General features: G+C 51.9%; 10 protein-coding genes. 6 read left to right on the top strand and 4 right to left on the bottom strand.

The window, feature by feature from the left end:
* Positions 1 to 16 precede the first annotated feature (16 nt).
* Positions 17 to 589, top strand: a complete 573-nt coding sequence (gene yeiP / locus HVZ39_RS08735) for an elongation factor P-like protein YeiP (RefSeq protein ID WP_181633476.1) — start codon at positions 17 to 19, stop codon at positions 587 to 589.
* A 56-nt stretch (positions 590 to 645) separates the two neighbouring features.
* Here the strand turns inward: yeiP and torD are convergent, their stop codons facing one another.
* Genes torD through torC form a run of 3 tightly spaced genes read right to left on the bottom strand, consistent with a single transcriptional unit; the run spans position 646 to position 4,909 of the window.
* A complete protein-coding gene (torD, locus tag HVZ39_RS08730; RefSeq protein ID WP_181633475.1) occupies positions 646 to 1,278 on the bottom strand; it encodes a molecular chaperone TorD in 633 nt (210 codons plus the stop codon).
* Complete coding sequence (gene torA, locus HVZ39_RS08725) at positions 1,268 to 3,766, bottom strand: trimethylamine-N-oxide reductase TorA (protein WP_181633474.1); 2,499 nt, start codon at positions 3,764 to 3,766, stop codon at positions 1,268 to 1,270. The genes torD and torA overlap by 11 nt, the downstream gene beginning before the upstream one ends.
* A 3-nt stretch (positions 3,767 to 3,769) precedes the next feature.
* Positions 3,770 to 4,909, bottom strand: a complete 1,140-nt coding sequence (gene torC / locus HVZ39_RS08720; RefSeq protein WP_181633473.1) for a pentaheme c-type cytochrome TorC — start codon at positions 4,907 to 4,909, stop codon at positions 3,770 to 3,772.
* A 165-nt stretch (positions 4,910 to 5,074) separates the two neighbouring features.
* Here torC and HVZ39_RS08715 point away from each other — a divergent pair, with 165 nt between their 5' ends.
* Positions 5,075 to 6,547 (top strand): PLP-dependent aminotransferase family protein, encoded by a 1,473-nt coding sequence (locus HVZ39_RS08715; protein WP_016156993.1) that lies wholly within the window; start codon positions 5,075 to 5,077, stop codon positions 6,545 to 6,547.
* Positions 6,548 to 6,592: 45 nt separating this feature from the next.
* On the opposite strand, the gene uxuA is transcribed toward HVZ39_RS08715, so the two are convergent.
* Complete coding sequence (gene uxuA, locus HVZ39_RS08710; RefSeq protein WP_016156994.1) at positions 6,593 to 7,783, bottom strand: mannonate dehydratase; 1,191 nt, start codon at positions 7,781 to 7,783, stop codon at positions 6,593 to 6,595.
* A gap of 202 nt (positions 7,784 to 7,985) precedes the next feature.
* Here uxuA and HVZ39_RS08705 point away from each other — a divergent pair, with 202 nt between their 5' ends.
* The 4 genes from HVZ39_RS08705 to mepS all read left to right on the top strand — a co-directional run bounded on the left by HVZ39_RS08705 (position 7,986) and on the right by mepS (position 12,290).
* Positions 7,986 to 9,452: a mannitol dehydrogenase family protein gene (locus tag HVZ39_RS08705; protein ID WP_181633472.1), complete on the top strand. Its 1,467-nt coding sequence runs from the start codon at positions 7,986 to 7,988 to the stop codon at positions 9,450 to 9,452.
* A 119-nt stretch (positions 9,453 to 9,571) separates the two neighbouring features.
* On the top strand, positions 9,572 to 10,558 hold the full coding sequence (locus tag HVZ39_RS08700; RefSeq protein WP_016153747.1) for a GTP-binding protein: 987 nt from the start codon (positions 9,572 to 9,574) through the stop codon (positions 10,556 to 10,558).
* 35 nt (positions 10,559 to 10,593) lie between these two features.
* Positions 10,594 to 11,307 (top strand): phosphatase PAP2 family protein, encoded by a 714-nt coding sequence (locus HVZ39_RS08695; RefSeq protein WP_019077242.1) that lies wholly within the window; start codon positions 10,594 to 10,596, stop codon positions 11,305 to 11,307.
* Between the two features lie 413 nt (positions 11,308 to 11,720).
* Complete coding sequence (gene mepS, locus HVZ39_RS08690) at positions 11,721 to 12,290, top strand: bifunctional murein DD-endopeptidase/murein LD-carboxypeptidase (protein WP_003027474.1); 570 nt, start codon at positions 11,721 to 11,723, stop codon at positions 12,288 to 12,290.
* Positions 12,291 to 12,318 lie beyond the last annotated feature (28 nt).

Raw genomic sequence — 12,318 nt, 5'->3', positions numbered from 1 at the left:
TTACAGGATTTTTTCGATGCCAAGAGCGAACGAAATTAAAAAAGGTATGGTACTGAATTACAACGGCAAACTGCTGATTGTAAAAGATATTGATATTCAATCACCAACCGCACGTGGCGCCGCCACGCTGTACAAAATGCGTTTTTCTGATGTTCGTACCGGTCTGAAAGTTGAAGAGCGCTTCAAAGGTGATGACATCGTTGATACCGTCACCCTGAGCCGTCGTGGCGTTGATTTCTCCTATGTCGATGGCAACGAATACGTCTTCATGGATAAAGAAGACTATACCCCGTATACCTTCACCAAAGATCAGATTGAAGAAGAATTGCTGTTCATCCCGGAAGGCGGAATGCCGGATATGCAGGTACTGACCTGGGACGGCCAGCTGCTGGCGCTTGAACTGCCGCAAACGGTAGACCTGGAAATCGTTGAAACAGCTCCGGGCATTAAAGGCGCGTCAGCAAGTGCGCGTAACAAACCAGCGACCATGAGCACCGGTCTGGTTATCCTGGTTCCTGAATATCTGAGTGCAGGTGAAAAAATCCGTATTCATATCGAAGAACGTCGCTACATGGGCCGCGTAGACTAACTTTTCTGCTGCGACAGCGGTGAAAAGGGACAGCATTTGCTGTCCCTTTGTTCTTTTCAGCCTTGGCTGCTGAGGTAAAAATCATCCACCAACAGAGATTCCAGATACAGCTCATCCTCACGCATAAAATGCGTTATGACGTTAACCGCCTGAGGATAAACCCCCTCTTCGTCCCGCTGTAAACAACTTTCCCGTAGCAGGGGTGCCCAGCACATAATGTGATGATGCAAAAAGTAATATTGCGTCGATAACGTCTCCTTTTTGGTAACCATTCTCGCCATCAGTGCCAGTTGTACAGCAATATGGTCGGCAGGCTCGTTGTCCTGCGGTGTCAGCCCATACTCGACTAACAGCACATTCATTTCCTTGCGTTCTTCAGGCGCGGTCGTATGCGGATAATGCCCCGCATAAGGTGAAACACCGCCAGGAGGTGCCAGCAAAAACAACGAGGCATAGTCCGCCGCCAGCTCCAGCTGTCGGCTTTCCCGGCGCAGCGCCCGAACGAGACTACGTTCCAGGTTTTTGACATCAACGGATAACCCAGGGATAGCCGTCAACGACGCCAGCCACTTTCGGCTTTCCCCACTTTCAAGGCGGATGAGTTGCTCCTCGTCCAGCTCACGGAACAGCAGTTGCGAAAACCACTGGTACACCGCCGCCCGCTGTCGATGAATATGATTATGCTGCACTTGCCCCCTCCTCTTTCACAACCTCCGGCCCGCCAAAGCCCGTGACCTGCGAGGCATTCTCCTGGTACCGCTCCACCTCGACCAGCACCGTATGCGCTGAAGGCCCCTGCGCCAGTTGCGATGTACCGATATCCGCACTTAGCACATTCGGATCGCCATAAGTGCATAATGTGCCCGCTTTCCCGCCTTCCTGCGGCGAATACCACGCGCCTTCATGAATCCGGACGACGCCAGGCGCGTAATCCGGACTGATCACCACCCCGGCCAGCACCTGGCCTCTGGCGTTAAACACGCGCGCAATATCCCCGGCTTTCAGGCCACGTGCGCGGGCATCCGACTGGCTCATGTACAGCGGCTCTCTTCCTGCCACCGCATAGGTGTTGCGAAACGCCTCGCTTGAGCACAGCTGAGAGTGCAGACGTTTATCCGGATGGCAGGACTGCAGATGCAGCGGATATTTATCTGTTTTGCTGCCATGGGTACGCTCAAAGGGTTCCATCCACACCGGATGCCCCGGGCAGTCATCGTAGGCAAAGCCCGCGATGGTTTTGCTGTAAATTTCAATCAGACCCGAGGGTGTTCCTAACGGATTGATATCCGGCTGTTCGCGAAATTCTCCGTGACGCACCCACGGCTTCCCGGCAGGATATTCAATGTATCCTTCGCCCTGCCAGAAACTCTCGAAGTTCGGCATACTCACGCCAAGGGACGCTCCCGTTTTCGCGCCCTCATCATAAATGGCTTTTATCCACTGCATTTCATCCCGCTTTTCGCGGTATGTCTCTTCCTGACCAAAGCGTTTGCACAGACCGGCAAAGACATCAAAGTCATGTCGCGCTTCAAACTGCGGTTTAACCACCTGATGTATCGCCATCAGCCCTTTATTCGAGTGTGTACCGAACTGCTCAATGTCATTACGCTCAAAGCGCGTGGTCACAGGCAGGACGATATCGGCAAAACGACAGGATGCTGTCCACTGATGATCCAGAACGACCACGGTTTCCAGCTTCTTCCACGCCTCGATCATGCGGTTACGATCCTGCTGAGCATGGAACGGATTGGCGGCGCTGAAAATCGCCATTTTGATATCAGGGAAAGTTAATGTTTCACCGTTGAAAGCGATCTTTTTGCCTGGCGCCAGCAGACAATCGATCATTCGCGAGGTAGGAATATGTTCTGAAGCGCCGCGGAAATCCGCTTTGTATTTCGCGGCCGGGGGATTGTTGATGCTCCCGAGGCCGGACAGGACAGGACCGGCAGAAGTGACCGTCCCGCCGCCGTTATAGTGCCAGCCAAACCCTACTCCGCCGCCCGGCAAGCCAATTTGGCCAACCATGCTGGCCAGCACCACCAGCATCCACGGATACTGCTCGCCATGGTGCATACGCTGCACGCACCAGCCGCCCATAAACTGTGTCCGGCCTTTGACCAGCAGGCGGGCGAAGTCGCGGATCTGCTCCGCCGTCAGACCGCAGATTTCCGCCGCCCATTCGGCGTTTTTCGGCTGCTTGTCGCTTTCCCCAAGCAGATACGGCAAGAACTGTTCAAAGCCCACGGTATAATCGTTAATGAACGCCACGTCATACAGTTTTTCTTCGTACAGGGTATGCGCCAGCGCCAGCAATAACGCGACATCCGTTTGCGGTCGCAGCGCCAGCTGCTCACAGCCAAGATAGTTTTGCGACTTGCTACGCACCGGATCAACGCTGATAACGCGCATCTTACCCTGCGCAACCGCTTCTTTAATCTGCTGCCAATAGCCAAACGCATCGTGATCGGGAACCAGGAACTCGATCTGCAGATTCTTGATAGGATCGCAGCCCCACAGCACGATGGTTTGGGTATTTTCGATAACCAGCGGGAGTGACGTTTGCTGCTCGTAAACTTCCAGCGAACCAATCACATGCGGCAAAATGACCTGCGCTGCGGCTGCCGAGTAGTCGCCGACGGTCGTTACATAGCTACCGTGCAAGCTGAGTCCCCGATCCATCGCGCCGCCGGCCTTATGATATTTGCCAACAATTTGCCAGTCCGCCAGCCCGGTAAAGACGCCAGAAGATCCGTAGGTCTTTTGTACCCGCTCCAGCTCTTCATAGAACAGATCCAACGCCTGATCCCAGCTCACACGGACAAAGCGATTATCGCCGCGCTGGTTGCGATCTGACTTTTCACGCTTGCGCAGCCAGTCCAGCCGCACCATCGGGTAGCGCACACGCGATGGGTTGCAGACCACCTCCCGAACGGCATTGAGCATATCGCAGGGGTATTTGTCATGTTTGAAGGGGCGGGTATCGACCCATTCACCGTTCACGACTTTGGCTTCAAAAGCGCCAAAGTGCGAGCCAGACTGGATCCATTGCTCCGGGTTTTCACCCGCTGCCCAGACCTTTGAGATCAGTGGATTTGGCCCTAAAGCGCTGACGGCACCGACTGCCAGCATTCCACTTAAAAACCGTCGACGTGACGGATTAAAATCATGAATATCCATAAATTATCCTTTTGGATTGTTAGATTGAGGTATATCGCTGGCGTGAGTCTGGAGATATTTCAACAACGTACGGTCTTCCACCGGATTAAGCCGGTAGTAGGTGGACATGGATTTCAGTCCGGCGATCCAGCCATTCGCGGAATAGCGGGTCGGCGGCGGCGTGCTGTGGCAAGCGCTACAGGTGGATTGCAACATCTGATCGGCGTATTGCCAGAGGGGGTCAATATTGTCGGTAAACCCCTCCGCCGAACTCCAGGCCATCACGCTGACCTGCTGCCACTCCTGATGTGACTCCGGATCAACCTGTGTTTGCTCAACCTTCACATTGCTCATCAGCGAGGCATCTAATACGGCAGCAAAAACGCGTTTACCCATATACTGGGTAATCACCCGTCCCCGTCCTTTGCTTTCCCGCCAGCCAGTCAGCTCTATCTGAACGTTTTTTCCTTCTCTTTTCAGCACACGCACTTGCGTTGCCGGGTACAGCATGGCTTTACCTGCCGGGCTCTCTGCTGTCGCAGTCAGTGATTTTTCGCCTAACGAATACAGCGTCGTCGCCGTGGGTAACTGCTCTCCCTGACGCTGCAACTGCTTGTAACGATCGCGAAAACCGCTGCTCATATCGGGTTTGTGATGGGCAATGCCTTTGTGACAATCGATACAGTTACTGTCTTTTGCCGCCGCCGCGGTCATTTGCGCCGCTGCATTTGCCGATTGCTTACCGTGATCCATCGCCTCATAGCTATGGCAGGATTTACACGCCGCTGAATTATTCGCGCTCATGCGCGCCCATTCTCGCTGGGCCAACTCCGCCCGCTTTGCGGCAAATTTTTCCGGGGTATCGATCGAAGGAGAGATAAAGGTGTGGTAGAGGTCGTTTAAGGCTTGCGTTTTACGAACCAGCGTTGGGACGATGCCTGGCGGAATATGACAATCCTTACACTCCGCACGCACACCAGAAGCATTACGAAAATGCACGCTGGTTTTATACTCCTCGCCAGATGTGCGCATCGAGTGACACGATAAACAAAACTCGGTAGAACTGGTGTAATGAACGCCTTGCCACGTTCCCCAAATAGCCAGGGCCATTGCTACCGCCCCGGCGAATGCGCACCATAGTGCGTTTTTTCTTATCCACGACATGCTTGCCTCCATTTTTTTAATAGCGACACGCTAAGGGATAATAAAAATCAAAAATAGAGACAGCGAAGGCAGATTATAGGAACAGCATCCACTCTATGAGGTTCGTCAAATAGTAATGAGCAGAAGTCCGTAATATAATTACCATCTATAAATAAGGAATTTATCATGCTCAAACTGACTCTCGATAGAGAAAGCCGGACTCCGCTGCAGTTGCAGATATTTCAATTTTATTTACAGGCCATTCAGCGTGGTGATTTGCTGTGTGGAGATAAACTCCCCTCTATTCGCGAGCAGGCCCAGGCATTGAACATTGCCAAAATAACGGTAGTGATGGCCTATGATAAGCTGATGGCGGCTGGATTAATTAAGAGCCGACACGGCATTGGCTATGAGGTGATATTCACCACGCCTGTACGTGTAACCCCAGCGCATGTGTCCGTACCCCAGGGCTCTCCGCCAGTAACACCAAAAGCGGCCGGGGTCTCTACCGATGTTTACGCAGAGCCTGGGCGGGAGTGCTACTGCCGGATGGGCGTCCCCGATCCCAATGCTTTTCCCTGGGCAAGCTGGCGAAAATGGAATAACGCGCCAAGCGTACTTAAAGAGCAATTGTTTACCCGATATCATTCATCAAATGGATTATTTTCACTGCGTGAGCAACTAGCCAGGTACCTTAATTTATCTCGCGGCATTAATACCCGGGCGGAGAACATCATCATTACCAATGGGATTCAGGAAGGATTGTCGCTGCTCAGTCAAATATTTATTGTTCATCATGCCGTCAGTCAGCAAAAAAAGTGCCACGTTGTGGCCGAATCCCCTTGCTATTCTGGCGCATGGCATCTGTTTAATTATTACGGTGCAGACATTACGTCAATTGCTGTAGATAACCACGGGCTGCAAACAGATAAATTACCCGAATATGAAACCCAGCTTTGCTATGTGACTCCGGCTCACCAGTATCCAATGGGAAGCGTCCTTTCGCTGGAGCGCCGTCAGTCATTATTGACGTGGGCGCAGCGCGTCGGCGCTTATATCCTTGAAGACGACTACGATGCTGTTTTTACTTATGGCGAGAACCCCCTTCCTGCCCTGAAAGCTATGGATTATCACAACCGGGTTATCTACATGGGGACATTTTCCAAAACGCTGGGGCCGGGAACGCGTCTTGGCTATCTCATTTGTCCTGATGAACTGCTCCCGGCAGTAAAGAATATGAAAGCGCTCAACAACAACGGCAGTCAGTGGCTATTGCAGCAATTTTTAGCCGAATTAATGCAAAATCAGGTGTTTTACTCGCACATCAGCAAGCTGGCCTGCAACTATGCGGCGCGCCTCAATCTGTTACGCGATGGCCTTTCTGTTCTGTTTCCGTCAGGGAAAATCGCTGGCGCAACGGCGGGTCTGCACCTCTCGTTACGCGTTGACAGACACCCAGATATGATAGCCAGGCTGCAACAGCGCTGCCTGCTGGCAGGGATCCGCTTTGACACTCTGCCAGATATTGAAAATGGCTCAGGAGCCGCATGGCGTAGGGAGAACAGCGATGCTGTTATGTTTTTCGGGTTTGGCGGATTGCAGATACAGCAGATCAAAAAGGTGCTGTCGGTACTGGAGCAGGCGCTAGCGCAGCCTTGATGAATTTCAGGGATCGCGCCTGCGGCACAATCCCTGTTGTTAACCTTACAGCAGATCGCGGAACTGCGTTTGTTTTAACGCCAGCTCAACGCCGCGAACTTCCGCCAGCCCTTTCAGGCGACCAATCGCGGAGTAACCTGGGTTGGTTTTCTTGTGCAGGTCGTCAAGCATCTGGTGTCCGTGATCCGGACGCATCGGAATAGGACGCAAATCGCCCGCCTTTTTACGGCGCTGTTCTTCGCTCAGGATGGCAGCAACCACCGATACCATATCCACATCGCCTTGCAGGTGCGCACCTTCGTGGAAGGTTTTCGGGTTATCTTCACGGCAGGTGGAGCGCAGATGCGTGAAGTGGATTCGATCGCCAAAGGTTTCGATCATTTTCACCAGATCGTTATCGGCGCGCACGCCGTAGGAACCAGTGCACATGGTGAAACCGTTATTGATGCTGTCGACGGTTTCTTTCAGCCACTGCATATCTTCGATAGTCGAAACAATGCGCGGCAGGCCGAGGATCGGACGCGGCGGATCGTCAGGGTGGACAGCCAGACGCACGCCGACTTCTTCCGCTACAGGCACAATCGCCCGCAGGAATACCGCCATATTATCGCGCAGATCGTCTTTGCTGATGCCGTCATATTCAGCGAGGCGCGCACGGAACTGATCCAGCGTATAGCCCTCTTCCGCACCGGGCAGGCCGGCAATGATATTGCGGGTCAGCTTTTCGATATCGGCATCGCTCATAGCATTGAAGTAATTCAGCGCCTGGCGTTGTTCTTCTGCGGTGTAATCCGCTGCGGCGCCAGGGCGCTGAAGAATATGCAGTTCGAAGGCTGCAAAAGCAATCTGGTCAAAACGTAGCGCTTTGGAGCCGTCCGGCAGCTGATATTCGAGATCGGTACGTGTCCAGTCGAGGATCGGCATGAAGTTATAGCACACGGTATCGATGCCGCAGGTCGCCAGATTACGGATACTCTGCTGATAATTGGCAATCCACGTTTGGTACTGGCCTGAACGCGTTTTGATATCTTCGTGGACAGGAATACTTTCCACCACCGACCAGGTCAGCCCTTTTTCAGCCAGAATAGCCTGACGCTGTTGAATCTCTTCTACCGGCCACACTTCACCGTTGGGAATGTGGTGCAAGGCGGTCACAACACCCGTTGCGCCAGCCTGACGCACATCATCAAGCGATACCGGATCGTTAGGTCCGTACCAACGCCAGGTTTGTTCCATTGTTTCACCCCACAAGTTGTTATACCAAATTAAACTACCTGAATGACGACTACCATACAGCCATCCTGGAGATGTTCAACAGATGGCCTATCATTGATTGATCCAGCTCACATTCCCCGGATAAATGAGGCACACCAATTCAATTTGCTGTCATATAACTTTATACTGGCATTGTTAATTAATGGTTAATCAGGTGTATTTAATGAAAACTATTGCCTCAGCGCCACTGGCGGAAAATGTCATGATGCCGCAGTACGACCGCCAACAATTAAAAACGCGGATTGTACATTTTGGTTTCGGTGCTTTTCATCGCGCCCATCAGGCGTTATTAACCGACAGGGTGCTGAATGCGCAGGGCGGAGACTGGGGGATTTGCGAGATTAGCCTGTTCAGTGGCGATCGGCTGATGCATCAGCTTCGCGAACAAGATCATTTATTTACCGTGTTAGAAAAAGGGGCTAACGGCAACCAGCCTATTGTTATCGGTGCCGTTAACGAATGCCTGAACGCCACGCTGGATTCGCTGGCGGCCATTATTGAAAAATTCTGCGAGCCTCAGGTCGCGATTGTCTCGTTAACCATCACGGAAAAAGGCTACTGCATCGATCCGGCGACGGGTTCGTTAGATCTCTCTAATGCGCGTATTATTCACGATCTGCAGACACCGGCTGAACCGCACTCCGCCCCCGGTATAATCGTAGAAGCGCTGCACCGCCGACGTGAACGTGGACTTCAGCCGTTTACCGTCCTCTCCTGCGATAACATCCCGGACAATGGTCATGTGGTAAAAAATGCCGTACTGGGGATGGCGGAAAAACGCTCTCCTGAGTTGGCGCACTGGATCCAGGAACACGTCAGTTTCCCGGGTACTATGGTGGATCGGATTGTTCCCGCCGCCACCGAAGAGTCGCTGGCTGAAATCGCCCACGAGCTGGGCGTTGCCGATCCTTGCGCAATCAGCTGCGAGCCGTTTATTCAGTGGGTGATTGAAGACAACTTTGTCTGTGGTCGTCCGCAATGGGAAACCGCGGGTGTCCAGATGGTTGAAAACGTCTTGCCGTGGGAACAAATGAAACTGCGGATGCTGAACGGCAGCCATTCGTTTCTCGCTTATCTCGGCTATCTGGCCGGATTCCAGCACATCAGCGACTGTATGCAGGATAGCGCATTTCGTGAAGCCGCTTACCGGCTAATGCTCACCGAACAGGCCCCCACGCTGCAAATTACCGATGTTGATTTAAACCAGTATGCCTTAAGTCTGCTGGACCGCTTTGCCAATCCGGCGCTGAAACACAAAACCTGGCAAATCGCGATGGATGGTAGCCAGAAATTACCCCAGCGAATGCTGGAAGGGATCCGCGTGCATTTAGCACGTCAAAGCGAGTGGCCGCTGTTGGCGCTCGGCATCGCAGGCTGGATGCGCTACGTGAGCGGTGTGGATGATTCAGGCGCTACGATTGATATTCGTGACCCGCTCAGTGAGAAAATTGCCGCTCTGGTGGCACAGAGCACTGAATCAGAACGCGTCAGCGCCCTGCTTTCTCTGCATGAGATTTTCTCCGCCGAGCTCGTACAGAATCCGCAGTTTGTCGCGGTCATTCAGCAGGCCTGGCAACGTATTGCCCAATACGGTGCGCATCAGGCTGTCATTGAAACGTTAAAAAATTAACGATTTCTGCCATTAAACAGGACGAAGCACGTCTTCGTCCCCTCACCCCTTCTCTTTTTCCCCATTTTTCGCCAGGATTGTTAAATGCCATTACGGTAATTTATGATTCTGGAGTAATTGTGACTAAAACCAATCTCATCACTGGTTTTCTCGGCAGTGGCAAAACCACCTCTATTCTTCATCTATTGGCGAACAAGGATCCCGCAGAGAAGTGGGCCGTGCTGGTCAATGAGTTTGGTGAAGTAGGTATTGATGGCGCCCTGTTAGCCGACAGCGGCGCATTGCTAAAAGAGATCCCCGGCGGCTGTATGTGCTGCGTTAACGGTCTACCGATGCAGGTTGGCCTCAATACGCTGCTGCGTCAGGGAAAACCCGACAGATTGCTGATTGAACCCACTGGCCTCGGACACCCTAAACAAATTCTGGATTTACTCACCGCACCGGTTTACGAACCGTGGATCGATCTGCGCGCGACCCTCTGTATTCTTGACCCCCGGCTGTTACTGGATGAAAAAAGCGTCGCCAATGACAATTTCCGCGATCAGCTTGCCGCCGCAGATATCATTGTTGCCAATAAAGCCGACCGTGCCACAGCGGAAAGCGAAAACGCCTTGCAAACCTGGTGGCAACACTACGGCGGCAATCGCCAGTTGGTTCATGCCGACCATGGGCAAATTGACGGGCAGTTACTGGATTTACCCCGACTAAACCTGGCAGAGCTTCCTGCAAGCGCAGAGCACGCCCATAGCCATGCAGACAAAAAGGGACTGGCGGCATTGAGTCTGCCGTCACAGCAGCGCTGGCGGCGCAGCCTGAACAGCGGCCAGGGCCATCAGGCCTGCGGTTGGATTTTTGACGCTGATACGGTGTTCGATACCATCGGTCTGCTGGAATGGTCCCGTCTTGCCCCCGTGGGGCGCGTGAAAGGTGTCATGCGTATAAAGGAAGGGCTGGTGCGCATTAACCGCCAGGGAGACGACTGGCATATTGAGACGCAAAACGTCGCGCCACCGGATAGCCGTATTGAACTCATCGCCGATACTGAGACCGACTGGAATACGCTACAGAGTGCATTGTTGAGACTTCGTTTAGACGCTAACGCGTAAGGTTGCCTTCGTTTTTATAGCAATGGTAAACGATGATGAAAACCCGATACCCTCTTATTCTCCTACTCAATATTGCGGGGCTGGCGCTGTTTCTGTCCTGGTATCTTCCTGCCGGGCATGGGATCTGGTCTTCATTGGATACGGGCGTTTTCCGCTTCTTTAACCAGAAACTGGTGGAAAGCCCGCAGTTCTTGTGGATTGTTGCTATTACCAATAACCGGGCATTTGATGGTTGCTCATTGCTGGCAATGGGCGCCTTGATGCTGCATTTTTGGCTGAAAGAGACGTCGGAAGGTCGCCGACGCATTGTCGCTATTGGCCTGGTTATGCTGCTCACCGCAGTGGTATTAAATCAGTTAGGCCAGGCGCTTATTCCCGTTAAACGCGCCAGCCCTACTCTGATGCTGGATAATATTTATCGCGTCAGCGAACTGCTGCATATTCCGACTAAAGATGCGTCCAGAGACAGTTTCCCCGGCGATCACGGTATGATGCTGCTTATTTTTTCCGCATTTATGCTGCGTTATTTCGGAAAAGTCGCCGGAATAATCGGCCTTATTATCGCTGTGGTTTTTGCCTTTCCACGCATAATGATTGGCGCTCACTGGCTCACCGATATCGTGATCGGTTCCATGACTGTCGTCTTGATTGGTCTTCCTTGGTGGCTAATGACACCGTTAAGCGACCGATTAGTCACTCTGTTTGCGAATTATCTGCCCGGTAAAAACAAACATTTTTTAAACAAATAACGCAGAGTAATTAACATCATCAGGGAAAACTCTGATTCCCTGATGATGCTTGTCGATATTTCATCATTCTGGCTGTCATTCTCTCGTCATCTTATTCATCTTTAAAATGATTGGGTTGCGTCTTTTTTATCCCGATTGTTCTTAATTTAGGCAATGCCGGTTATTCACTTTCTGTATCAATTTTTCTTATAAGAAATCACGTAAATTCACTCGCAATGACCGGACCGATCGGGTAATCTCGAACTCGTTTTGCCTCGCCGGATAATTATTCTCTTCAGGAATAAATTTGTGCGTTCTGCCACAGATTTGACCTTAAAGAATTGTCTCATCGTGCGATGGTAATTAGTCTCGTCACGTTTGGCATTTTTTATAACGATATTTATCGTTAAGGACTTCAAGGGAAAACAAACAAAATGGTCAAATCTCAACCGATTTTGAGATATATCTTGCGGGGCATACCCGCGATAGCAGTTGCGGTTCTGCTTTCTGCATGTAGCACAACGAACACCGCCAGGAATATGCATTCTGAGACGCATGCTGTGGGCAATGGAGATAACTCTTCACTGCAAGCCTCTCAGGATGAATTTGAAAATATGGTCCGTAATATCGATGTTAAATCACGTATTATGGACCAGTATGCTGACTGGAAAGGCGTGCGTTACCGCCTTGGCGGCAGCACCAAAAAAGGCATTGATTGTTCAAGCTTCGTACAACGTACGTTCCGCGAGCAATTTGGTTTAGAGCTTCCTCGCTCAACCTACGAACAACAGGAAACGGGTAAATCCGTTTCGCGCACTAACCTGCGCACAGGCGATCTGGTTCTGTTCCGTGCTGGCTCCACTGGCCGTCACGTCGGTATTTATATCGGCAACAACCAGTTCGTACACGCCTCGACCAGCAGCGGCGTTATCATTTCCAGCATGAACGAACCTTACTGGAAAAAACGTTACAACGAAGCTCGCCGGGTCCTGAGCCGCAGTTAATTTCGTTTGGCAGCTATCCCTTGGCTAT

Source organism: Citrobacter sp. RHB35-C21 (genome assembly GCF_013816515.1).
Lineage (GTDB): Bacteria > Pseudomonadota > Gammaproteobacteria > Enterobacterales > Enterobacteriaceae > Citrobacter > Citrobacter braakii.
The sequence above is the reverse complement of the archived record's forward strand: the minus strand, read 5'-3'. Positions and strand labels throughout refer to the sequence as shown.

Coding starts and splice junctions, on each gene's coding strand:
- yeiP (WP_181633476.1), top strand. CDS start 17: ATGCCAAGAGCGAACGAAATTAAAAAAGGTATGGTACTGAATTACAAC.
- HVZ39_RS08715 (WP_016156993.1), top strand. CDS start 5,075: ATGCTCAAACTGACTCTCGATAGAGAAAGCCGGACTCCGCTGCAGTTG.
- HVZ39_RS08705 (WP_181633472.1), top strand. CDS start 7,986: ATGAAAACTATTGCCTCAGCGCCACTGGCGGAAAATGTCATGATGCCG.
- torA (WP_181633474.1), bottom strand. CDS start 3,766: ATGGATATTCATGATTTTAATCCGTCACGTCGACGGTTTTTAAGTGGA.
- mepS (WP_003027474.1), top strand. CDS start 11,721: ATGGTCAAATCTCAACCGATTTTGAGATATATCTTGCGGGGCATACCC.
- HVZ39_RS08695 (WP_019077242.1), top strand. CDS start 10,594: ATGAAAACCCGATACCCTCTTATTCTCCTACTCAATATTGCGGGGCTG.
- torC (WP_181633473.1), bottom strand. CDS start 4,909: ATGTCGTGGATAAGAAAAAACGCACTATGGTGCGCATTCGCCGGGGCG.
- uxuA (WP_016156994.1), bottom strand. CDS start 7,783: ATGGAACAAACCTGGCGTTGGTACGGACCTAACGATCCGGTATCGCTT.